Genomic DNA, 24789 nt, shown 5'->3' with positions numbered 1-24789 from the left:
ACTATATAAGTTGAACCGTTAAAATGAGGGGGAAATGGTGTTGTTAGCTAAAAAACACGTTGCATTGTACGTCAGTGGTGGGATCGCTGCCTATAAGGCTGCTTATTTGGTACGGGAATTGATTCGCCATGGCGCTGAAGTTCGCGTGGTGGAAACGGCTGGGGCGCAAGAATTCATTACGCCGCTCACTTTTCAAGCGTTGAGCAAGCACGCCGTTTATACGGATCGTTTTGCGCAACTTGCACCAGATGAAGTGGCGCATATCGAATTAGCCGATTGGACAGAGATTGCCTTAGTTGCTCCGGCCACCGCTGACTTGATCGCTAAAGTGGCTAACGGTATTGCTGACGATTTTGCGAGCACGGCTTTATTAGCGACAACGGCACCGAAGTTCGTTGCGCCTGCGATGAACGTGCACATGTGGGAAAATCCAGCCACGCAACGCAACATTAACACATTAAAGGCTGATGGGTTACACATTATCGAGCCAGCAACTGGGTTTTTGGCCGAAGGTTACAGTGGCAAAGGCCGTTTTCCGGAACCAGAAGAAATTGTGGCGACCGTTAATGACCAGCTGATTGCAGCGGATACCAGTTTGCCGTTGCATGGCCAATCCGTTTTGGTCACCGCTGGCGGAACGCGTGAACGCTTAGATCCAGTGCGCTATTTAACTAACAATTCTTCTGGTAAAATGGGCTATGCTTTAGCTACTGCAGCGCGGAAGTTGGGGGCCAAAGTAACCTTGATCAGTGCACCAACCGCGTTACCACAACCAGCTGGGGTCGCGTATGTTGCGGTTGATTCAGCAGCTACAATGCGGACAGCTTTACTAGCACGGTATGCTGATGCGCAAATGGTGATCATGGCCGCAGCGGTGGCTGATTTTCGGTCGCCGACAGTAGCCGCAAATAAAATTAAGAAAACAGCGACTGATTATCAGTTGACGCTGACTAAAAATCCAGATATTTTAGCTGAATTAGGCCAGCAAAAGCACCACCAATTTTTAATTGGCTTTGCTGCGGAAACGCAGAATTTGCTGACTTACGCGCAACAAAAATTAACTAGCAAGCATGCTGACATGATTGTTGCTAACGATGTTTCGAGCCCACAGGTTGGCTTTGATCACGATACTAACGCGGTCACTATTTTACAGTCCAACCAAGCACCGCAACAGTTACCATTGGCTTCTAAAGAAGTGATCGCCCAGCAGATTTTGCAGGTGGCATTGGCAACCCGTAAGTTGCAGGCATAACTTTAGATTAAACGTGAAAAATCGACGCGCTTTTTGAGCACGCCTAGAAAGGTGGTTAGTCATGGTACAATTTGCTCAAGTGATCGTTGATGTACCTAGCTTACAAACAAATCGTCCCTATGACTACGTGATTCCGGCGGTATGGCAAGCCCAATTACAACCGGGAATGCGGGTGGTTGTCCCCTTTGGCAAAGGCCAGCGCCAAGTCCAAGGTTTTGTGGTTGGCACCACCGCGGCCCCACCAGATTATAATGGTGAACTGAAAACAATTGCGGCAGTTTTGGATCTACAGCCAGTGTTGAACCCGGAGTTGTTGGCGTTGGCTAAGTGGCTGGCACAGTGGACTTTCGCGTTTCAAATTAGTTGTATGCAGACCATGTTACCGAGCGTGATGAAAGCCAGTTATAGTAAGAAAGTACGCTTGACTGGTGCGGCTACCGTAGCGACAACGGCTATTTTTCACGATCAAACTGAACTAGACTTTGCCGATTTAGCACCGGAAGTAATTAAGCAATTATTGAAATGGCAACAGCAACATTTAGTTGAGGTGGTTTATGAAGTCCATGATCGGGCTAAGGTTAAAACACTTAAGGCCGTGCAGCCGCTACTGACGGCGGCTGATTACACTGCCGCGGCTGCTAAGGTGCCAGCCAACGCCAAACGCCAGCATGAACTGTTGGCCTTTTTAGCGGCTCATGCGGCTGCTAAGGCGCCAATCCCAATGCATGAGATCACGGCCACGACTGAGCTAACACTAGCGCCAGTCCATGCTGGAGTAGCAAAAGGTTGGCTGCGGTTAGTCGATTTGGAAACTTACCGCGATCCGTACGCTGAATTAGCCAGTGCGCCACGGACACAGCCGTTGACCTTAACTGCAGAACAAGCCACAGCCGTCCAACAAATTACGGCTGCTGGCGAGCAGAAGCGCGATCAAGTTTTCTTGGTTGAGGGGGTTACTGGTAGTGGTAAAACAGAGATCTACTTACAGGCGATCCAAGCGGCAATCACGGCTGGGCGGACTGCGTTAATGTTGGTGCCGGAAATTGGTTTGACCCCGCAAATGGTGGCACGTGTACGTGGGCGCTTTGGTGAGCACGTTGCGGTACTACACAGTGGGTTATCCACCGGCGAACGCTATGACGAATGGCGGCGGATCGAACGTGGTGAAGCCCAAGTCGTGGTTGGTGCGCGTTCTGCTATTTTTGCGCCACTACAGCATATCGGCTTGATCATTATGGATGAAGAACACGAAAGTAGTTATAAGCAGGATGAAATGCCGCGTTACCACGCTCGTGATGTTGCGTTATGGCGGGCTAAGTACCACCACTGTCCGGTGGTGTTAGGTAGTGCAACGCCATCATTAGAATCACGGGCCCGCGCGCAAAAAGGCGTTTATCAATTGATTCGGCTTAAGGAACGGGCCAATCATCAGCCACTACCGGAAGTAACGGTGGTCGATATGAAAAATGAGTTGAAAAAAACGAAGGAAGATAATTTTTCTAGCTTATTACTACAAGAATTACGTAAGCGCGTATTACATCAGGAACAAAGTGTTTTAATGCTGAATCGCCGCGGCTTCTCGTCCTTTGTGATGTGCCGTGATTGCGGTTTTGTGTTGCAGTGCCCTAATTGTGATATTTCGCTAACTTTGCATATGGACACGCACTCAATGAAGTGTCATTATTGTGGTCATGAAGAAGCGATTCCGCAAGTTTGTCCGAATTGTCAAAGTCGTAAGATTCGGTATTATGGCACGGGCACGCAAAAAGTGGAAACTGAGTTGCATACGTTATTACCGGAAGCGCGAATTTTGCGGATGGATGTGGATACAACGCGGCGGAAAGGTGCGCACGGCAAGCTTTTACGTCAATTTGGTAACCATGAAGCCGATATTTTACTGGGCACACAAATGATTGCTAAAGGATTGGATTTTCCGGATGTGACCTTAGTGGGCGTGCTCAACGCGGATACAGCACTAGGTTTACCTGATTTTCGCGCCAGTGAACGAACGTTTCAGCTATTGACCCAAGTAAGTGGTCGCGCTGGCCGTGCTGAGAAAAAAGGTGAGGTCATTGTTCAGACCTATAATCCGGAACATTACGCAATTCGCTTGGCGCGCCATCATGACTATGAAGGTTTTTATAAGCGAGAAATGACTTTGCGCCATCAAACGGGGTATCCGCCATACTATTACACGATTTTGGTTACCGCCAGTCATGAAGAAGAAAATGAAGCGGCCAAAAAGATTTTTCAATTGATGACCCAAATCAAGCCAGCGTTATCCAAGCAAGCCATTTTATTAGGACCAACGCCACGCGCAATTGCGCGGGTAAATAAACGTTATTACTACCAAATGGTGATCAAATATAAGCGTGAACCACACTTACAACAAGTGTTGACCCAAATTATGCAGGAAAATCAAGCACGGCATGGGATTCAAATTTCCATTGACCGCGAACCACTAAGTTTTATCTAGACTTAATAGAGAAAGAAGCGAAGTTATTGACGTCAATTGTCTTTATGGGGACGCCGGAATTTTCGGCACCAATTTTAGCAAGTTTAATTACAACTGGGTATGACGTGTTGGCTGTCGTTACCCAACCAGATCGGCCGGTTGGACGTAAGCATATTCTAACGGCTTCACCAGTAAAAAAGGTTGCCGTAGCTCATCAGATTCCAGTGCTACAGCCGGAAAAATTAAGTGGCAGTCCAGAAGCTGATCAAGTGATTGCATTAGCACCAGATTTGATTATCACAGCCGCTTTCGGCCAATTTTTGCCTAGCAAAGTATTAGCAGCAGCGAAAATTAAAGCCATCAATGTCCATGCGTCATTATTGCCTAAATATCGCGGTGGGGCGCCAATTCAATACGCTTTGTTAAATGGCGAAAAGGAAACTGGCGTCACCATTATGGAAATGGTCAAACAGATGGATGCTGGCGATATTTTACGCCAGCAAGCCCTGCCAATCATGGCTGACGACGATAACGGCACCTTATTTACCAAACTCAGCCAAGTCGGTGAGAAATTACTATTAGCCACTTTACCGGATTTAATTGCCGGTAAAATTACGCCACAACCGCAGGATGAAAGCCAAGTCACTTTTTCACCAACAATCAAACCAGGTGAGGAACAAGTGACGTTGGATATGAGCGCTGCGGCAATTGATTTTAAAGTTCGTGCATTACGGCCGCAACCAGGTGCGTTTGTAAAAATTGGCGGTCAACGGACTAAGTTATGGCAAGTACGACCAACGGATGAAGCGACTGATTTGGCGGCTGGTTATATTGCCACAATCGGCAAACACGCGTTAGGAGTTGCCACCGCAGATCACAAAGTTTTATACATCGACGACATTCAGCCAGCAGGTAAGGCGAAAATGACGATTACGGCCTATTTAAACGGCCAAGGACACGACCTTAAGGAAGGGCAATTACTCATTGAAGACTAATATTAAGCATTCCCCGCGTTATTTAGCGGTTAAATTGTTGGACCGCGTTGCTGATTCAGGTAGTTACGCTAACATTACGTTGGATCAAACGATTGATAAGGAACAATTACAACCAGCTGATGCCGGTTTATTAACGAATTTAGTTTATGGTGTGATCCAGCGCCAATTGACGTTAGATTTTTATTTAAAACCGTTTATCAAAAAGCCGCAACGCTTGGAGCGTTGGGCGCGTCAAAATTTACGGGTTGCTGTTTATCAAATGGTTTATTTAGATAAAATTCCTAATCGGGCAATTTTCTACGAGGCAACTGAAATTGCTAAAAAAATGGGCAATCAAGGGGTTGCAGGCTTGATGACGGCAATTTTACGTCAGATCGAACGTAAAGGAGTGCCCCAACTCGCAACGATTAGTGATCCACTGACGCGCTTGAGTATTAGCGCCAGCGTTCCTGAATGGTTGGTAGCTAAACTCACTGATCAAATTGGTAGCGACAAGACCGGCGCTATTTTAGCGACGATCAACCAACCAGCAGCGGCTTCCATTCGCGTTAATACGGCGATTGCCACAGTTGATGAAGTTCAATCGGAACTAGCTGAATTAGGCCTTGATACGGAACCAAGCGCGCTGTCTGCTGTTGGCTTAGTTCGCCAAGGTGGTTTTTTGGCGGGGACGACGGCTTTTGCTTATGGTCAGTACACCGTTCAAGATGAAAGCTCAATGTTAGTTGCAGCAGCGATGCAAATTCAGCCGCAGCATCAAGTTTTAGATGCCTGTGCAGCGCCTGGTGGTAAAACAGCACATATTGCGAGTTACTTGTCTGCCGAAGCTGGTGGTCACGTTGAGGCGTTTGATTTGCACCCGCACAAGGTGAAATTGATCAAGGATAATGCTAAACGATTGCATGTGGCGGATGTCGTTAATGCACGTGCGTTTGACGCACGCAATTTGCGTGACGTGGTGGCCAATAAGTCATTTGATCGTGTTTTAGTCGATGCACCATGTTCTGGACTTGGCTTAATGCGCCGTAAGCCGGAAATCAAATACGCACGACAACCGGAAGATTTAATGAATTTACAAAAGATTCAGTTAGATATTTTGGATAGTGTCGCAATTAAAGTAAAACCTGGTGGCATTTTAACCTATAGTACGTGTACAATTGTTAATGAAGAAAATGCAGACGTGATCGAGCAGTTTCTCGCAAAGCATACGGAGTTTGAAACGATCCCAGTGCATACTGATAAGGCACTTAAGGTGGCCACTGAGCCACATTTGCGCTTATATCCAGATGACTACGGAACGGATGGCTTCTTCATTTGTAATCTGAAACGGAAAATGAGGTAAAAAGGATGAAATTCGCTTACCGAACGGATGTTGGCCAACGCCGGGCGAACAACGAAGATTATGTAAGCGTCTATCAAAATGTAGCTGGGGTTCAATTCGCAATTGTTGCGGACGGCATGGGCGGCCATTTAGGCGGTGACGTGGCTTCGGCCATGGCCGTTTTACATATTGGCTATGATTTTGAGCAGACAGAATTCGATAAGGTTGAGCCAATTATTTCTTGGCTAGTGGCGGAATTGCAGAAAGAAAATGAGCATATTCTCAATAAGTCACAACAGTATCCTGATTTATCGGGGATGGGCACCACCTTTGTGGCGGCAATCTATTATCAAAATGAGTTTATTATCGCTAACATTGGTGATAGCCGGGCGTATTTGTATCGCGATGGGCGGCTGAGTCAAATGACGGAGGATCACTCATTGGTCAATGAATTAGTCAAACACGGTCAATTAAGTGCTGAAGCGGCTAAACATCATCCACAGAAAAATATTATTACCCGGACATTAGGTGTCTCTGAGCAAGCTGATGCTGATGTTGTGGTACGGCGCTCACAACACGGTGATTATATTTTGTTGTGTTCCGATGGATTGACCAATATGGTGTCTGATGAGGAAATCAGTACGATTTTAGCGAGTCCGCGCTCATTGGAGTTAAAATGTCAGGCCTTGCTTGATGCGGCGAATGCGGCAGGTGGATTAGATAATATTACGGCATTACTACTATATGAGGATCGTGGGGTGGCCGCACAATGATGGAAGCAGGATATAAATTAGGCGGTCGCTACCGCGTGATCCGTCCCGTTGGTGAAGGTGGGATGGCCAATGTTTATTTGGCCCAAGATTTAATTTTAAATCGAGAAGTAGCGGTCAAGGTATTGCGACTTGATCTACAAAACGATCCCGATACAATTCGTCGTTTTCAACGGGAAGAATTAGCAGCTACTGAACTAGTTCACCCCAATATTGTCACTGTTTATGATGTTGGTGAAGACAATGGGCTACAATATATTGTGATGGAGTATGTTTCTGGTACGGATTTGAAACGCTATATTGCCGATCATTATCCGCTTTCCTATGCGGAAGTCGTACGGATGATGACTGAAATTTTAGCGGCAGTCCAACAAGCCCATGCACACGGGATTATTCATCGTGATTTAAAACCCCAAAACATTTTAGTTGCGCCATCAGGTCATTTGAAAATTACTGATTTTGGGATTTCAGTGGCGTTATCGGAAAACTCAATCACACAAACAAATTCAATGTTAGGCTCAGTCCATTATTTGTCACCGGAGCAAGCCCGCGGTAGTATCGCCACTAAGCAATCAGATATTTATTCACTAGGCATTATTTTATATGAAATGTTGACTGGAAAAGTCCCTTTTGAGGGTGAAACTGCAGTGAGCATTGCGCTAAAACATTTTCAAAATGAAATTCCTTCGGTACGCAAAATTGATGCTAATATTCCGCAAGCCTTGGAAAATGTGGTGCTACAAGCCACAGCTAAGGAACCAACTGAGCGTTATGAATCAGTGACCGCAATGTCGGCAGATCTCAAAACCGCGTTATCACCGTTACGAATTGGTGAACCGCGTTTTGTGTCACAAGTCAGCAATGAAGAAACTAAAATTTTGCCACGGTTGCAGCCAGAACACTATGGTAATAGCCAGGTCAGTATGACATCAGCGGCCGCAGTGAATCAAAGTACCACCAGTTCAGCAGCTGTAGCGCAAGCTGCGGTTAGCACACCACCAGAACCGCCAGCAAAAAAGCGGCGTCGGTACCCCGTCGTTGTGATCGTCAGCTTATTGGCACTGATTGCAGTGATCGTGGTGGGCTTCTTTATTGTTAATCAGTTGCAGCCAGTAGCAGTACCAAATGTTGCCGGTATGACTCAGCGTAAGGCAGAATCGACTTTAATTGCTCGCCAGTTTAAGGTGGGCGCAGCTACTAAACAACACAGTAATACGGTTAAGGCAGGGCAAGTGATCGGCACCACCCCAGCTAAAAGTAAAAAAGTAAGACGACAATCAGTTGTCAAGATGCGCATTAGTACAGGTCAAAAAGAGTACGTATTAGCCGATTACGCCGGGCAGTCATATTCAACGGTAGTGGCCAAACTTAAAAAAGCTGGTTTTGTAGTGAAACGGACGACGGTTATTTCCAGTCGTTATACGAACGGTCAAATCGTGCAACAAAGTATTGATGCAGGTAAGCGGGTAGTCGCTAAAGGCAAGAAAATAACGTTAACGGTTAGCGTTGGTGCCAATGGGTTTAGTTTACTAGACATGACGAATTGGTCCCAGGCCAGTGTCCGGCAATACGCCAGTAGTATGGGCTTTACGTTGAATACCAAGTATGATTACTCAAGTGCGGTTCAGGCTGGCACGGTGATGTCACAATCACCAAAAGCAGGGACTGCCGTTGCGCGCACTGCAAAAATCACGGTCATTCTTTCTCGTGGTAGTGAAGCTGGTGGCGCACCAGATTAATTTAGTGATAACACAATCAAAAACTGAGGTGAAAATTTGGCACAAGGACAGATCCGAAAAGCATTAAGCGGGTTTTATTACGTTTATTCTCAACAAAAAACATTTCAAACGCGGGGGCGCGGTAATTTTCGTAAACGGCAATTGACCCCATTAGTTGGTGATTATGTTGAATTTGAAAGTACCAATAAAGATGAAGGCTACCTGTTAAAATTATTGCCGCGTAAAAATGCTTTAGTGCGGCCGCAAGTGGTTAACGTAGATCAAGCGGTGGTGGTGACGTCATGCGTCAAGCCAGATTTTTCCAGCAATCTGTTGGATCGTTTTTTGATCATGTTGGAACAAAAAAATATTCAGCCGCTACTGTACTTCACTAAAGGGGACTTGTTAGCCGCCGCAGCGCAGGCCAAAATTGCGCCAATTGTGGCGTACTATCAGCAATTAGGTTATCAGACCTTTTTTGATGCTGATCCATTTGCAGCAGCACAAATCCAACAACTAACGGCGCAATTTGCCGATAAATTGACGGTTTTCATGGGTCAATCAGGGGCAGGTAAATCAACTTTGCTTAATCATATTGATCCTGAACTGCAATTGAAAACAGCCGCGGTTTCGGAAAGTTTAAGCCGTGGTAAACATACAACGCGGCACGTTGAACTATTGCCGCTATTTGGTGGGTTAGTCGCAGATACGCCAGGTTTTTCGTCGCTGGAACTTAGTGCTTTTGAATTAACTGAGTTACCCTTATTGTTCCCTGAATTTGTGGCGGCGGCGCCAGATTGTCGTTTCCGTGCCTGTCAGCATGATCAGGAACCGGGTTGCGCGGTGAAAGCACAAGTGGAATCTGGTGAAATTTTAGCCAGTCGCTATGAAAATTATTTACAATTCCGTACAGAAAAAAAGGCGGAGAAGCCGAAATACAATGGAAAACGAGGCAAAAAATGATGAAAATTGCACCTTCTATTTTAAGTGCGGACTTTGCTAATTTAGCCCGCGATGTCCAAACCGTTGAAGCTGGTGGCGCTGATTATTTGCATATTGACGTGATGGACGGCCAATTTGTGCCTAATATTACCTTTGGCCCCAGCATGGTGGCTGCGTTACGGCCGGTAACTAAGTTAGTCTTGGATTGTCATTTGATGATTGAAGCGCCGGAACGTTTTGTTGCTGAATTTGCTAAGGCTGGCGCTGATATTTTAACGTTGCACGTGGAAAGTACACCGCACATTTACCGGGCTTTACAGATGGTCAAGGCAGCGGGGGTCAAAGCTGGTGTTGTGTTGAACCCCGGCACACCTTTGGAGCAAATCAAAAATGTGTTGCCATTGGTTGATCAAGTATTGGTTATGACGGTTAATCCTGGTTTTGGTGGTCAAACGTTTATTCCAGCAATGTTAAGTAAAGTTAAACGGCTAGATCAATTGCGGCAGACTAACGACTATCACTTCGATATTGAAGTCGATGGTGGTGTAAGTGATCAAACTGTTAAAGCCTGTGCTGACGCAGGAACTGATGTCTTTGTCGCTGGTTCTTACGTTTATGGTGCAGCTGATCCTGCCCAACAAATTCAAAGTTTACGTAACATTGTTGCCACCAATGACTGAGTTTAATTTATTAGTTGGTGGCCCTAGTAACATGTGGCCAGTTGATTTAGCACAGCAAATCACGGTGCCGTGGATTGCCGCGGATCGCGGGGCGCTCCGCTTGCTAGACCTCGGCATCACGCCACAAGTGGCGGTCGGTGATTTTGATTCCTTGACCACTGCAGAACTGGCGACGGTGCAGGCTCAGGTCGCTGATCTTCGTTATGCGGTGACCGATAAGGATGAAACCGATACTGAGTTAGCGTTGGCCTTGGCGTTAACTGAACTGCAGGCGACGCGGGTGACCTTATACGGTGCAACCGGCGGCCGATTGGATCATTTATTGGATAATCTGTTCATGCTGCTCCAACCACGCTTTTTGCCGTATTGTCAGCGTGTGCGGATAATAGATCGTCAAAATAATTTGCGTCTGTTTTTACCCGGGGTACACACGATCACGCAAGAAGCGGGGCAGCATTATTTGGCCTTTGCGCCATTAACTGCAGTAACTGGGTTAACTTTATATGATACCAAATATAAATTGACCAATGCTGATTATGAGCAACCGATTATGTTTGCTAGTAATCAATTCACTCAAAAAAGTGCTACATTTAGTTTTCGTACTGGCGTGGTGGCTGTGATCCAAAGTCATGACTAAAACAAAAAGAGCCTAGGCAATTGCCTAAGCTCTTTTCTTATCGTCTAATTTAATTAAACGCGAGTAACCTTACCGGATTTTAATGTCCTTGCAGAAACCCATACACGTTTTGGCTTGCCATCAACTAGGATGCGCACTTTTTGCAAGTTGGCTTTCCAGCTGCGACGGCTATGGTTTAACGCGTGTGAACGCTTGTTACCGAAAGTTGTACCTTTGCCGGTAATGAAATCTTTAGCCATGTCTAGTCCTCCCTTAAGCATTTTTACATGCTGCTCGTTAACACTTACCTGATTTAATTTATCATAATAGACCCGTGATTGCAATACTTTTCTTTCAAGTAAATTTGCTTGACAGGGTAAAACTTAGTGTTAAATTAGGCTAAAGAATTACTGACCAATGTCTGTTTACAAGCGAATTTTTGGTTGTGCTAATTTTTGCATGGCACTAGTGGAAGTCAAATTCGAATCATCTTGGTAGTCAAGGCTGCGCCAAAAGCTGTCTTTTTTTCCGGGATCAGGAAAGGTGTAGATCGTAACTAGCGGCTGTGCGGCAAATTTAGTTGCACAACGCCATGCTTTTTTACCCAACAATAACAAGTTAATTTCGGCATTGGGGTGTTGCGTGATAAATCGTTGCAATTCAGTCCCATCTGTGGCTAAGGCAAAATAAATCTGGCGCCGTTTAAAGTGGTTCAGTAACTGATTGACCGTGAAATTACGTTCTAAATGGTGTAATTTGGCCTTGATCTGCGGTTGTCCTAGCAAATAAGCCATCACCCGGCGGTAGGGTTTAGCGGTCATGCTCAGCGGCGTGGGAATAAAGGCTGCGATTGTGAATGGATAATAGGTGATATTTTCGGTTGCAGTATAGTCGGCGGTCGGCTTATATTTTTTGCTGCCAACAATTACAGTAATGGTGGTCATAGGTGGCACCTCCGTTTACTATTAGTGTAAAAGCTAAATCGGCATTAGCACAATAAATATGCTACCAAGTACAGTCAATAAAAGCGGCAGTTACGCCAAATTCTTATTTGGAAAATTCCGTAAAAGCAACGTTTTATTTAGCTGATAAGTGGACGATAACTTTTCAATATTTTCTGGCTATGATAGAATGGCGTGTAGAAGTTTTTTTATTGCGGTCTTTTTTGTGACTGCAAAGTGAAAATGAGGAGGTACTTTTTAATGGCTGTGCACATTAAAACTCAATACGGTACAATCGATATTGCTAATGCCGTAATTGCTACGGTTGTTGGTGGAGCCGCCACTGATGTTTACGGCATCATTGGGATGGCAAGTAAAAATCAAATTCGTGATAATTTAAATGATATTTTGCGCAAAGAAAATTATGCGCGCGGTGTGGTTGTGCGCCAAGAAGAAAATGGCGTGGCGATTGATGTTTACATCATGGTTGGCTACGGCACCAAGATTTCGGAAGTTTGCCGCAACGTTCAATCTAAAGTGAAGTATAACTTAGAAACAATGCTCGGCGTCACAGCTAATTCAGTTAACGTCTTTGTTCAAGGTGTACGGTTAGCTGATTAGTTATATTTGATGATAAAACTATTTTGCGTAGAATGCGGATACGAATGTGTCCCGCTGGTTTTGTTTTGCGCTTAAGCAGGCAAAACAGCACAAGGAGGATAAATTTTGGAAGTAACAGAAATAACGGCAGCAAAGTTTCAAGACATGGTGCGCATTGGTGCACACCGGCTGACTAAAAATGCTGAATTTGTCAATTCATTGAATGTGTTCCCTGTGCCTGATGGTGATACTGGGACTAACATGGGCTTATCCTTTGGTAGTGGTGCCAAAGCAGTTAATGAATCTAACGCCAACAGTGTCGGTGAACTGGCACAAGCCTTGGCTAAGGGCTTACTGATGGGCGCCCGCGGTAATTCTGGGGTTATTACCTCACAATTGTTCCGTGGCTTTGCCAGCAGCGTGGCGGGTAAGGAAGCATTAACGGCCCAGGATCTAACCGCTGCTTTGATGAGTGGTGTGGAAACGGCCTATAAAGCTGTTATGAAGCCCGTTGAAGGAACGATTTTAACCGTTGCGCGTGAAGCTGCGCGTGCGGCTAATAAACAAAGCCGGGAGACCACGGATGCTGTGGTGATCTTACAAGCAGTCGTAGCGGCAGCAAAAAATTCCTTAGCTAAAACACCTGATTTATTGCTGGTATTAAAAGAAGTCGGCGTTGTTGATTCCGGTGGCCAAGGCTTAGTTTTCATTTATGAAGGTTTCCTGGAAGGCCTTTCTGGTGAGGTCGCTGACGATGATGCGTATCAACCTGATGGTACTGAGATGGATGAGATGGTTAACGCCATGCATCATCAAAGTGTGCAAAGTCAAATCGCTACCGACGACATCACGTTTGGTTATTGTACTGAAATGATGGTTGGCTTAGGCGAAGATGGTGCTACGGAGAAGTTTGATTATGAAGCATTCCGGAATCATTTAGACGGTATTGGTGATTCTTTGTTAGTCGTTAATGATGACGAAGTGGTCAAGGTCCACGTGCATACGGAACATCCTGGCACTGTTTTGGCATACGGTCATAAATATGGCTCAATGTTGAAAATTAAGATTGATAATATGCGCCTGCAGCATGAAACAATTTTGGAACAAGATCAAGTCAATGCGGCGGCTGCAGCTCAAGAACCAATTGATTTTGGTATCATCGCTATTGCTTCTGGTAAAGGCGTTAGCACGTTGCTTAAAAGCTTAGGGGCAACAACGATTTTAAGCGGTGGGCAAACGATGAACCCAAGCACACAAGATATTGTCGATGCGATCAAGTCAGCCAATGCGAAGCAGGCTTTGATTTTGCCGAATAATGGTAATATTATTTTGGCAGCACAGGAAGCGGCTAAAGTAGCCGATATTCCAGTTGAAATTGTACCAAGTAAGACGATTTCCCAAGGGATGACTGCACTATTATCATTTAACCCAGATAATTCTTTGGCGGATAACCAAGCGCAAATGACAGCCGGTTTAGCTGATGTGATCAGTGGACAAGTTACGCAATCAATTCGTGATACTAAAATTGACGGCTTGGCGATCAAGAAAAATGATTATATGGGAATCATTGACGGTAAAATCAAAGTGACAGCTGCTAAACGTCAGCAAGCTGCCGTCGATATGATCAAGGCTATGTTGGCGCCAGACAGCGAAATTGTAACGATTTTGATTGGTGAGGGCGGCACGAAGAAAGAAGCCCAGGCGATCGCGGATGCAGTGATGGCTGCTGATGATGAGTTGGAAGTTGAGTTGCATGACGGTGGACAGCCTGTTTATCCTTATTTAGTTTCAGTCGAATAAGTTTAGTTGCGAACAGCTGGGATCTAGATTCCAGCTTGTTTGGCATGGCCTAAGGAGGTAGTACAGCGATGACTGAGAAAAGTTTACTTGATCCGGTGGCAGTACTACCTGGTGTTGGACCAAAAAAAGTGCAGGCGCTCCATGAATTAAAAATCGATACAATTGATGATCTGCTGCACTATTTTCCCTTTCGTTACGAAGATTTAAAGGTTAAGGCGTTAGACGAAGTTGTTGATCAGGAAAAAGTCACGTTAAAAGGAATTGTGGTCGGGCCACCAGTTGTCAGTCGTTTTGGCCGTGGGAAAAACCGACTGAACGTCCGTTTATTGATCGACAGTGCCGCAATCATGGTCACCTTTTTTAATCAGCCTTGGTTGAAGGATAAGTTTGACACGGGGGCTGAAGTGGCGGTTTATGGTAAATGGGACGCTAAACGCAAAAGCATGACTGGCATGAAAGTTTTGGCGATCAAAAATGATAATAGCCCGGAATTTGCTTCGATTTACAGTGTGTCCAAAAGCATCCGCCAAACGACGCTGGTTAAACTGATTCGGGCCGCCTATGATGACTACGCCACGTTGATCGTCAACGTGGTTCCGCAGGCATTGATCGATAAATATCGGTTAGTCAGTGAACGCCAAGTGATCCACGGCATGCATTTTCCTAAGTCACAAGCTGAAGCTGATGCAGCGCGGCGCACGGCAATTTTTGAGGAATTCTTTTTATTCCAAATGGCAATTCAGTTGTTAAAAAAGCGGGAACAGGCACCAGAACAGGGTTTGGCGTTACATTATGACAATCAAAAGCTACGTGCGTTTATCCAGACGCTGCCCTTTGAGTTGACCAAGGCACAAAAACGCGTGGTCAACGAAATTTGTCGCGATTTAAAAAGTGCTCAGCACATGAATCGTTTGCTGCAAGGTGATGTCGGCAGTGGGAAAACAATCGTGGCGGCATTAGTGATGTACGCAGCGGTGACGGCTGGTTATCAAGCGGCATTAATGGCCCCAACGGAAATTCTAGCTGAGCAGCACTATAAGAACCTACAACGGCTGTTTGCCGACTTTGACGTACAAGTGGCGCTACTTACTGGTTCGATCAAAGGTAAGGCGCGTCAGGCGATCCTCAGCGACTTAGCCAGCGGCAAAATTGATCTGATCATCGGCACCCATGCGCTGATTCAGGCTGGCGTTGATTTTGCCAAATTAGGCTTGGCCATCACTGATGAGCAACACCGTTTTGGCGTGAACCAGCGCCGCGTTTTACGGCAAAAAGGTTATCGACCAGATATTCTCGCCATGACCGCGACGCCGATTCCGCGGACCTTGGCGATCACTGCTTTTGGTGAAATGGATGTCTCCACAATTGATGAATTACCAGCGGGACGGATTCCCATCAAAACCAGCTGGATTCGCGGCAATCAAGTGGCTAATGCGCTGAGTTTTATACAAAATGAATTAGCGCAAGGCCGCCAAGCCTACGTGGTAACACCGTTAATTGAGGAATCAGATAGCATGGACTTGAAAAACGCTCAGGCTGTTTTTGCCAAAATGCAGACGGCGTTTTCGCCGACGTACCAAGTTGGCTTGCTCCATGGTCAATTGAAAAATGAAGATAAAGATCAGGTCATGCAGGCGTTTAAAGCCAATGAGTTCCAGGTCTTAGTGGCGACAACGGTCATCGAGGTCGGCGTTGATGTGCCTAACGCCACGGCGATGCTGATCTTCGATGCTGATCGGTTTGGCCTATCACAATTGCATCAATTACGTGGTCGAATTGGCCGTGGGAAAGCGGCCTCGTTTTGTATTTTAGTCGCCGACCCCAAGAATCAAAATGGAATCGAACGAATGGAAACAATGGTTGCCACCAATGACGGTTTCCAAGTCTCACAAAAAGATCTTGAACTGCGTGGTGCTGGTGACGTATTAGGAGAGCGCCAATCAGGGATGCCTGAATTTAAAGTTGCTGATCCAGTCGCTGATTATCGGGCACTGGAAGCAGCTCAGATCGAGGCGCAGACCTTGGTTAATAGCAACTGGCAACAACCAGAAAATCAGCCGTTAGCGGCATATCTTGCGCGTCAGGAACAAAGTTATCAGAATCTGGATTAGCCATTTTTTTAGATTTTACAATAAAAATATGTTTGAAAAGTCAGGTTCCAGCTAGGCCTAACTAAGCAGATCAGACGATCCATGCGCTGATTTGCTTAAGTCGAGGTCAGCGTTAAGAACTGCTTACTTTTGCAAACACTTTAAGAGAGGTAACAAGCCATGAAGATTGCAGTAGATGCTATGGGCGGCGATAATGGCCCAACAACGATTGTTGCCGGCGTAGAGCGGGCTCGCGATCAATTTCCCGATATTGAATTTTTACTTTATGGGGATGAAAGTAAAATCCGTGCTGAAATTAAAAATGACCAACGCCTAACTGTTATCGCCACCAGTGAAGAAATTTTAGCTGATGAGGAACCAGTGCGTGCTGTCCGCCGTAAAAAAGACGCATCGATGGTCGTTGCTGCTCGTGCGGTTAAAGACGGCCAAGCTGATGCCATTTTTTCTGCTGGTAGTACTGGCGCGTTGTTGGCGGCAGGGTTATTTATCATTGGCCGCATCAAGGGCATCGATCGGCCTGGCTTAATGCCGACCATGCCTGATTTCCGGACTGGTGGTCAATTTAATATTTTGGACATTGGCGCGAACGCCGACAGTAAGCCGGAAAACTTGTACCAATTTGCTGTCCTAGGTAATTACTATGCTAAAAACATGCGGGGCATCGAGCAACCACGGATCGCATTGTTAAATAACGGTACCGAACCTGATAAAGGCGATTTAACCCATAAGGCGGCCTATAAGCTGATTGCTGCGGAAAAGAGCCTTAATTTTGTCGGTAATATTGAATCACGCGAATTGTTAAATGGGCGCGCTGATGTGATCGTTACTGATGGTTTCACCGGTAACGCTGCCTTGAAGTCAATTGAAGGCACTGCAATGGCAATTTTGCATTTGCTGAAGGATTCAATTATGAATGGTGGGGTCAAGGCTAAAATTGGCGGTGCACTGCTAAAAGGTAGCTTAGGCACGCTGCGGGATAATTTTGATTACGCGCGTTATGGCGGCGCCGTTCTGTTGGGCTTACAAGCGCCAGTGGTCAAAACCCACGGGACAGCTAGCCCGGATGCGGTGTACTACACCATTAGTCAGATCCACGATATGGTCACGAAAAACGTCGTCGGCGATGTGGTGGACTACTTTAGCCATAACCAATTAGCTAAGCGGCCAGAACAAAACGATTAAATTGGGCTAGACAATGGCGAATAAAACCATTACACTACTATTTGAACCTTGAAATCGACTACTAGTGAAAAAAGTAAGCATAAGTGCTGATTGTGACAATACATGTAACATAGTGCATAAATGAGCGGTAAAATATTTTACTGCGCGTGCTGATTTTTCTTACCAGTGATCTACATTTGAAGCGTTGTTAAAAAAAAGCAGCGACGAATTTGATTTGTCCGGCGCAAAATTATTGGTTATTTTAATAACCAAGCAAGGGGGGATTAGATGTCTGAGCAAGAGATCTATGATAAGATCGCAAAATTGATCGAGGATCGGTTTGAAGTGTCAGCTGATAAGGTCAGCCAGTCACTTGATTTTAAGAAAGATTTAAACGCTGATTCGATCGACATTGTCGAATTTATCTTGGAGTTAGAAGATACTTTCGGTGCTGAGATTTCGGATGAAGATGCAGAAAAATTAGCGACAGTGGGCGACGCAGTAACTTACGTCAAAAACCATCAATAAAACAGTGATGAGTCAGTGTTATTCTAAGGGATAGCGGTGACTCATTTTTGTTAGGCTGGTTGGTGAAATTAAACGCCAAGAAAATTTTTTTACTAAAGTGATGCGGTGTGATCAGCTTGGCTATATATGTATGAACTAATTTTATTATTATCAGTATCTATAAAACTAGTTTTAAGTAATTTTAATTTGTGCCGTAAGTCAGCGGCTAGTTTTTTCGCTTAAAAACCTGTATAATACGCTGGTGTGAATTATGGCGTCTGAATTTTAATTTTGGGAGCGTGTCGTTGCGCGGGGCGTTATAGTAGAATAGCCATCGCCCGAAACATCCGAAGTTTAACTTAGCGAACTTAAGCTAATTTGAACTGACCATAGTTGTGAAGTAGAGCCATGTTTCTACTAGGCGTACTTCGCCGTAGTAGAATGGCCATCGCCCGAAACATCCGAAGTTTAACTTAGCGAACTTAAGCTAATTTGAACTGACCATAGTTGTGAAGTAGAGCCATGTTTCTACTAGGCGTACTTCGCCGTAGTAGAATGGCCATCGCCCGAAACATCTGGAGTTTGAATTAGCGAACTTAAGCTAATTTAAACTAACCTTAGTAGTGAAGTAGAGCCATGTTTCTACTAGGCGTACTTCGCCGTAGTAGAATGGCCATCGCCCGAAACATCCGAAGTTTAACTTAGCGAACTTAAGCTAAGTTAAACTAACCTTAGCAGTGTAGTAGAAAGGAGCCCCATTGTGGAGCAAACATTTTTAAATGAATTACGTGACCGTTTCGGTATTGAGTACCGGAATGTCGATCTGTTATCTGAGGCATTTACGCAATCTTCATACGTGAATGAACATCCAAATTTGAAGTTACAAGATTATCAGCGGATCGAATTTCTTGGTGATGCGGTAATGGAATTAACTGTGTCGGAATATTTATACAAAAAGTACCCCAATTATCCTGAAGGTAAATTGACCCGGTTACGTGCGGCAATCGTCTGTGAGGATAGTTTTAGTGCTTTTGCCCGGGAATGCCATTTTGATCAATACATTAAACTTGGTAAGGGTGAAGAAAAAAACGGTGCCCGCGATCGCAATTCGTTATTATGCGATATTTTTGAAAGTTTCGTTGGTTCATTGTACTTGGATCAAGGTAAGGCAGCGGTGCAGAAGTTTGTTGCGCAGGTCGTCTTCCCGAAAGTTGAAGCCGGGGCATTTTCTTACGTGATGGACCACAAAACCAATTTGCAGGAATTTTTACAAAAAGATGGCGAAGTGGAAATCACTTATCGTTTGATTGCTGAAGCTGGTCCAGCTAATGACGCTCAGTTTACAGTGGAAGTTGTTGCCCGCGACCAAGTTTTAGGTCAAGGTACTGGCCACACGAAAAAAGCCGCAGAACAAGTGGCGGCCGAAGTGGCTTTGCGAAAATTACAAGCGTAAAACACGTTTCAAGATATAGTAAAAGGAGCCCGACAGTGTGCAACTTAAAACATTAGAAATCAACGGCTTCAAATCATTTGCGGACAAGACAGTGATTCAATTTGACCATGGCATCACTGGTATCGTTGGCCCTAACGGTAGTGGTAAAAGCAATATTACTGAAGCAATTCGTTGGGCGCTAGGGGAACAATCGGCCAAAAGCCTGCGCGGTGGGAAAATGCCCGACATTATTTTTGCCGGCTCCAATACCCGCAAGCCATTAAATCGGGCTGAAGTGTCGCTGACCTTTGATAACAGCGACCATCAATTACCAGTAGATTATGCTGAGGTCAAAGTGACCCGCGTGTTATATCGTGACGGAACATCAGCCTTTTATTTAAATCAAAAAAGTTGTCGCTTAAAGGATATTGTTAATTTATTCATGGATTCTGGCCTTGGGCGAGAATCCTTTTCCATTATTTCACAGGGAAAAATTGCGGCAATTTTTAATAGCAAACCGGCTGACCGGCGCGGCATTATTGAAGAAGCTGCTGGTGTTGTACAATACAAGCAACGTAAAAAAGAAGCCGACAGTCAGCTGAATGCCACCGCGGATAATCTGCATCGGGTGGCCGATATTATTGCTGAATTAGGTCAACAAGTAGAACCGCTGAAGGAACAAAGTAGCTTAGCTAAGGATTACTTGCAACAAAAAAAGCAACTGGATCAAGTCACTAAAACGCTATTAGTCCGGCAAATTGAGACGCGGGCAGCTGCTAAAACACAACAGCAACAAGCATTGAAAGCTGCTAAGGAAAATGTCGTGTTAGCGCAACGTAACCAAAGTGAATTTCAAACTAAGGTTACCGCGCAAAAAGCCCAGCAACAGAAAAATACACAGCGATTAGATACATTGCAGCAAGATCAGCTGCGGATCACCAAGCAGCAAGCAGAATTGTCTGGGCAAGCTGAATTAGCTGGTGAGCGGCGGCAAGTTGCACAAGATAAGTTAACCGATTTAACTGGTGAATTAAAGCAGCAACAAGGCCAGTTAACGGCGTTACAGCAAGTGCTTACCGCCGAGAAAACGGCACTGCAGGAAGCTAAAGCTGATTTAAAGCAAAAGCAGCAAACGGTCGCTAATTATACACAGGCGCAGCAGGTCGATGAAGCCACTTTAAAGCAACAGGTGGCAGCGTTACAGCAGCAATACATTGATCAATTGCAGGCGCAAACCACTTTGCATAATGAGGCGGTTTATTTGGCGCGGGAGCAGCAGCAAACTAAGGCACAAGACGAAAAACAGCAGGCTGAACAAACCGCATTAGCGCAACAAACCGCGACGTTAAAGGGCCAATTAGCCGCAGCACAAGTGGCAGCGACAGCAATTAAAACCAAGCAAACCGCGCAAACACAACAGCAGCAAGTGCTAACTACACAAGTAGAACAACAGCAACACACTTACGATCAGCAACAGCAACAATGGTATCAGGCGCTGGCTATTATGCAGAAAGTGGCAGCTAAGCAAGCTAGTTTAGCCGAAATGAAGGACGATTACAGTGGCTTTTATGCCGGCGTACGGGGTGTTTTACAGCATAAAGCCCAGTTAGCTGGTGTTATCGGTGCCGTGGCTGAATTACTGACGGTGCCGGCTAAATACAATACAGCAATAGAGGCTATTTTAGGCGGTCAATTACAAGCAGTAGTGGTGGCCGATGAAGCGGCCGGTAAACGCAGCATTGCTTATTTAAAGCAACAACGCCTAGGTCGCGCTACTTTTCTACCCTTATCGGTCATGCAGCCGCAACAATTAAACGCTAATCAATTGCAGCAAATCAGTTCGCAGTCAGGCTTTATTGGTGTGGCCGCGGACCTAGTTAAGTTTGCACCTGAGCATGCTAGTGTGATGCGCCACTTACTTGGCCACAGCGTAGTTGCAACAGATTTAACGGCGGCAATCAAATTAGCAGCGTTATTGCAGCACCGGGTCCGTATCGTCACGTTAGACGGCGATATTCTGAATCCAGGTGGTGCCATGACTGGTGGCGGTCGCACCAAGCAAAATGGCTTGCTAGCCCGCGAACAGGAACAACGCGATTTGGTCGCACAACTGGCTAAAATGAAGCAGCAGCTGGCGACTAAAGAACAGGCACTGCAAGTACTGAAGCAGCAAATTGAAACCGACAAACAACAGTTGGCGACTAGCGATACGCAACAACAAGCCTTGGCGCAACAGGCACTAGAAAGCCAAGCGACTTTGAAAGATTTGACGCGCCAAGCGACACAGCTAGCCCGGCAACAGCAGGCGTTCAGTTTTACCAATCAGCAACAAAATGAAGCGGCAGCGGATTATCAGCAGAAAATTGCGGATAATCAAGCGCAAACTGAACAAATAGCGACTGCAATTGCCCAAAGCCAAGCAACGCTGAAGGCGAAGCAAGCGACGTTAAATAGTTGGCAGGCCACGCAAGCAGCGACAGCTAGTCAGCGACAACAAGCGCAAACTGATTTGGCAGTGGCGCAGGAACAGCAAAAGCAGCGGCAGCAAACTAACCGCACACACGTTGAGCAACAAAGTGTATTGCAGGCAGCGATGGCCCGTAATCAGCAACAAATCGAGCAACTGCAGCAGCGTTTGAGCACGCAAACGCGTGATCATGCCAGTAATGCGGCGGATCTCAAGCGGGCAGCGCAACAGTTAGAACAATTGGCACAGCAGATTGCTACGATTAAAACACAACGTGATGAACTAGCAACAACCTTGCAGCAGCAAGAAGCACAATTGGCGCATGCACAAACATCTTATCAGCAGCAATTAGCGGCTCAACAGCGAATTGAGGCAACTTTAACGAGCTTAAATGACAGCCTTAATCACGCGTTGAGTCAGTTAGAAAGTGACTACAGTCTAAGCTTTGAAGCTGCAAAAGCTGCTGCGTTGTCAACTGATTTGGCCCAATTACAGCAACAACAAAAGCTATTGAAGTTAGGCTTAGCCGATCTAGGCGAAGTTAACCTTGGTGCCATCGCCGAGTACGAGCGGGTCAGTCAACGTTATGAATTCTTATTGGCACAGCGCGATGACTTACTTAGCGCTCGTGAGCAATTGGCAGCGACAATGACGGAAATGGATCAGGAAGTGAGCCAGCGGTTTAAGGCGACCTTTGATGCAACGGCGAAAGCTTTTGCCGAAATTTTTCCGCAAATGTTTGGCGGCGGGCAAGCTAGCCTAAGCTTAACGGAGCCAGCTGATTTGTTAACTACAGGTATTGAAATTACCGCCCAGCCACCGGGTAAAAAGTTGCAGCAGCTTAGTTTATTATCTGGCGGTGAACGAGCGTTAACGGCGATTACGTTATTATTTGCGATCATCAACGTACGGCCGGTACCGTTGTGTATTTTAGATGAAGTAGAAGCAGCCTTAGACGAAGCCAATGTTGAACGCTTTGGTCATTTTCTGCAACGCTATGACCAGCAAACCCAGTTCGTGGTCATCACGCACCGTAAAGGGACGATGATGGCAATGGACGTCTTGTTCGGTGTGGCGATGCAGGAGTCTGGCGTATCGCACATGGTATCGGTGGCGTTGGCAGACGCAAAAACGGAGGCGCACGCATGAGTATTCGAATGATTGCTTTTGATCTTGATGGTACGCTGTTGAATGAGGCCAAGGCGTTGACCCCACTGACGGTAACGACCTTGCAGCAACTGGCAGCGTTAGATGTACAATTAGTGTTGTGTACAGGGCGGCCGATCAATGCGATTTGGCCGTACTTGGCGCAACTTGGTTTAACTGGGGCTAATCATTATGTGGTGACGTTTAATGGTGCCTTAGTTCAACAGGTGGCTGACCGGCAGATTTTAGCTCAGCAAAGTATGACTAAGGCAACGTTAGCGCCATTAGTCGATTTTGCGCACACGGTGGCGTGGCCGCTGGATGTTTTAGACTTTGAACAAGTTTATCCACTAAGCGATTTACCTGCGTCGTTATATCAACAAATGAATCCAGCATTAACCTTTGCGCCGCGGACTTTCATGGACTTAGCAGCGGATTTGCAATATAGTAAAGCTGTGGTGGCAGCTGCACCAGCTTTACTAGCCCAAGGACAGCAACAATTACCGCTCACGTTGACCCAAGCGTTTAACGTGGCTTCGTCGCGGACTAACTTGTTGGAATTTAGTCCGCTGGCGGTGACTAAAGCTGCAGCGCTAGATATCTTGTTACAGCGTTTTGGCTGGCAACGCGCTAATCTGATGGCATTTGGTGATCAGTTAAATGATCTATCAATGTTACAAGCTGCCGGTGTTGGCGTGGCGATGCTTAATGGTGTGCTGGCAATCAAAGCTGTGGCCAACCAAGTGACGACTGTAGACAATGAACACGATGGCGTGGCACGATTTTTGCGGCATTATTTTGACTTGAAGGAGTGAAGATATGGGCTTATTTGATAAAATTAAACAGGCGTTTACCGGTGGCGCGAAACCGGAAGAAACACCAACTGAAGAGAAGTATGACAAGGGCTTAGAAAAAAGTCGTAAAACGTTTGGCGATCGGCTGAATGCATTATTTGCTAATTTTCGGACGGTGGATGAGGACTTCTTTGATGATTTAGAAGAAACCTTGATTGGTGCCGATGTTGGCTATGAAATGGCGGTTAAGCTCAGCGATGAATTGCGCGATGAAGTGAAATTACGCAATGCCAAAAGCCAACAGGACGTGGCCCAGGTCATTGTTGAAAAATTGGTTAATATCTACGAAGCTGAAGGAACAGACGAAAAAAACGATATAAATTTTGCAGTTGATGGACCCACAATTATCCTATTTGTTGGCGTTAATGGCGTCGGTAAAACGACGACTGTTGGTAAATTAGCGCATCAGTACAAAGAAGAAGGCAAAAAAGTAGTTTTGGCAGCAGCGGATACTTTCCGAGCTGGGGCCATTGAACAATTGCAGGTTTGGGGTCAGCGCGCTGACGTGCCGGTGATCGCTGGTAAAGCACAAAGCGATCCAGCGGCGGTTGTCTATGATGCGGTGCAAAAAGTCAAACGTGATCACGACGATGTATTGTTGGTTGATACCGCTGGTCGGCTACAAAATAAGGTCAACTTGATGAATGAGTTGGAGAAAATTAAGCGGATAATCTCGCGAGAAATTCCTGACGCACCCCATGAAGTATTGCTAGTGCTAGATTCGACGACTGGCCAAAACGCTTTGATCCAAGCTAAACAATTCAAGGAAACCACTGATGTTACTGGGATCGTACTGACTAAATTAGATGGTACGGCTAAAGGCGGTATCGTGCTGGCCATTCGTAGCGAACTGGATGTGCCGGTCAAATTAGTCGGTCTTGGTGAACAAATCGATGACTTGCAACCATTTGACGCTAATGCGTTTGTTTATGGGCTGTTCAAAGACTTGATTCAAGGCGAACCAACCGAAGAAAAAACGGAATAAAAAAAGGTCCTAGTTATTGGCGAATGCGCCAGTAAC

20 protein-coding genes are annotated in these 24789 nt (G+C 45.7%); 18 read left to right on the top strand and 2 right to left on the bottom strand.

All coding sequences use genetic code 11. The features are described from left to right. The first annotated feature begins 34 nt into the window (after positions 1-34). The 9 genes from coaBC to EKM80_RS10355 all read left to right on the top strand — a co-directional run bounded on the left by coaBC (position 35) and on the right by EKM80_RS10355 (position 10770). A complete protein-coding gene (gene coaBC, locus EKM80_RS10395) occupies positions 35-1252 on the top strand; it encodes a bifunctional phosphopantothenoylcysteine decarboxylase/phosphopantothenate--cysteine ligase CoaBC (RefSeq protein ID WP_191985947.1) in 1218 nt (405 codons plus the stop codon). Positions 1253-1313: 61 nt separating this feature from the next. Then, positions 1314-3728, top strand: a complete 2415-nt coding sequence (gene priA, locus EKM80_RS10390; protein WP_125553062.1) for a primosomal protein N' — start codon at positions 1314-1316, stop codon at positions 3726-3728. A 26-nt stretch (positions 3729-3754) separates the two neighbouring features. Further along, complete coding sequence (fmt, locus tag EKM80_RS10385; protein WP_125553061.1) at positions 3755-4702, top strand: methionyl-tRNA formyltransferase; 948 nt, start codon at positions 3755-3757, stop codon at positions 4700-4702. Further along, positions 4692-6044, top strand: a complete 1353-nt coding sequence (rsmB, locus tag EKM80_RS10380) for a 16S rRNA (cytosine(967)-C(5))-methyltransferase RsmB (protein ID WP_125553060.1) — start codon at positions 4692-4694, stop codon at positions 6042-6044. The genes fmt and rsmB overlap by 11 nt, the downstream gene beginning before the upstream one ends. 5 nt (positions 6045-6049) lie before the next feature. Beyond that, complete coding sequence (locus EKM80_RS10375; protein WP_125553059.1) at positions 6050-6796, top strand: Stp1/IreP family PP2C-type Ser/Thr phosphatase; 747 nt, start codon at positions 6050-6052, stop codon at positions 6794-6796. Then, positions 6793-8532 (top strand): Stk1 family PASTA domain-containing Ser/Thr kinase, encoded by a 1740-nt coding sequence (pknB, locus tag EKM80_RS10370; RefSeq protein ID WP_125553058.1) that lies wholly within the window; start codon positions 6793-6795, stop codon positions 8530-8532. The genes EKM80_RS10375 and pknB overlap by 4 nt, the downstream gene beginning before the upstream one ends. A 36-nt stretch (positions 8533-8568) precedes the next feature. Next, positions 8569-9474: a ribosome small subunit-dependent GTPase A gene (rsgA, locus tag EKM80_RS10365; protein ID WP_125553057.1), complete on the top strand. Its 906-nt coding sequence runs from the start codon at positions 8569-8571 to the stop codon at positions 9472-9474. Then, on the top strand, positions 9471-10133 hold the full coding sequence (rpe, locus tag EKM80_RS10360) for a ribulose-phosphate 3-epimerase (RefSeq protein ID WP_125553056.1): 663 nt from the start codon (positions 9471-9473) through the stop codon (positions 10131-10133). Before rsgA ends, rpe begins: the two co-directional genes overlap by 4 nt. Next, a complete protein-coding gene (locus tag EKM80_RS10355) occupies positions 10126-10770 on the top strand; it encodes a thiamine diphosphokinase (protein WP_125553055.1) in 645 nt (214 codons plus the stop codon). The genes rpe and EKM80_RS10355 overlap by 8 nt, the downstream gene beginning before the upstream one ends. 53 nt (positions 10771-10823) lie before the next feature. On the opposite strand, the gene rpmB is transcribed toward EKM80_RS10355, so the two are convergent. Together rpmB and EKM80_RS10345 are read right to left on the bottom strand one after the other, a co-directional pair. Then, positions 10824-11009 carry a 50S ribosomal protein L28 gene (rpmB, locus tag EKM80_RS10350; protein WP_010011081.1) on the bottom strand — a complete coding sequence of 62 codons (186 nt, stop codon included), beginning with the start codon at positions 11007-11009 and terminating at the stop codon, positions 10824-10826. Positions 11010-11174: 165 nt separating this feature from the next. After that, on the bottom strand, positions 11175-11693 hold the full coding sequence (locus EKM80_RS10345; protein WP_125553054.1) for a hypothetical protein: 519 nt from the start codon (positions 11691-11693) through the stop codon (positions 11175-11177). A gap of 258 nt (positions 11694-11951) precedes the next feature. Between EKM80_RS10345 and EKM80_RS10340 the strand changes: the two genes are divergently transcribed. The 9 genes from EKM80_RS10340 (at position 11952) to ftsY (ending at position 24753) form a co-directional block, all read left to right on the top strand. After that, complete coding sequence (locus EKM80_RS10340; RefSeq protein WP_125553053.1) at positions 11952-12311, top strand: Asp23/Gls24 family envelope stress response protein; 360 nt, start codon at positions 11952-11954, stop codon at positions 12309-12311. A 105-nt stretch (positions 12312-12416) separates the two neighbouring features. Then, positions 12417-14090, top strand: a complete 1674-nt coding sequence (locus EKM80_RS10335) for a DAK2 domain-containing protein (protein ID WP_125553052.1) — start codon at positions 12417-12419, stop codon at positions 14088-14090. A 68-nt stretch (positions 14091-14158) separates the two neighbouring features. After that, positions 14159-16201: an ATP-dependent DNA helicase RecG gene (gene recG, locus EKM80_RS10330; protein ID WP_125553051.1), complete on the top strand. Its 2043-nt coding sequence runs from the start codon at positions 14159-14161 to the stop codon at positions 16199-16201. A 159-nt stretch (positions 16202-16360) separates the two neighbouring features. Then, positions 16361-17383: a phosphate acyltransferase PlsX gene (plsX, locus tag EKM80_RS10325; protein WP_125553050.1), complete on the top strand. Its 1023-nt coding sequence runs from the start codon at positions 16361-16363 to the stop codon at positions 17381-17383. A 267-nt stretch (positions 17384-17650) separates the two neighbouring features. After that, positions 17651-17890 carry an acyl carrier protein gene (gene acpP, locus EKM80_RS10320; RefSeq protein ID WP_125553049.1) on the top strand — a complete coding sequence of 80 codons (240 nt, stop codon included), beginning with the start codon at positions 17651-17653 and terminating at the stop codon, positions 17888-17890. Positions 17891-18629: 739 nt separating this feature from the next. Further along, entirely contained in the window at positions 18630-19322 is a 693-nt protein-coding gene (gene rnc / locus EKM80_RS10315; protein WP_125553048.1) for a ribonuclease III, read from the top strand. A gap of 37 nt (positions 19323-19359) precedes the next feature. Beyond that, a complete protein-coding gene (gene smc / locus EKM80_RS10310; RefSeq protein WP_125553047.1) occupies positions 19360-22917 on the top strand; it encodes a chromosome segregation protein SMC in 3558 nt (1185 codons plus the stop codon). Continuing rightward, a complete protein-coding gene (locus EKM80_RS10305; protein WP_125553046.1) occupies positions 22914-23729 on the top strand; it encodes a Cof-type HAD-IIB family hydrolase in 816 nt (271 codons plus the stop codon). The genes smc and EKM80_RS10305 overlap by 4 nt, the downstream gene beginning before the upstream one ends. A 4-nt stretch (positions 23730-23733) precedes the next feature. Beyond that, on the top strand, positions 23734-24753 hold the full coding sequence (gene ftsY / locus EKM80_RS10300; RefSeq protein WP_125553045.1) for a signal recognition particle-docking protein FtsY: 1020 nt from the start codon (positions 23734-23736) through the stop codon (positions 24751-24753). The last annotated feature ends 36 nt before the right edge of the window (positions 24754-24789 follow it).

It is taken from the genome of Loigolactobacillus jiayinensis (genome assembly GCF_003946445.1).
Lineage (GTDB): Bacteria > Bacillota > Bacilli > Lactobacillales > Lactobacillaceae > Loigolactobacillus > Loigolactobacillus jiayinensis.
Note: the sequence above shows the minus strand (reverse complement) of the source record. Positions and strands in the feature narration are given on the sequence as shown.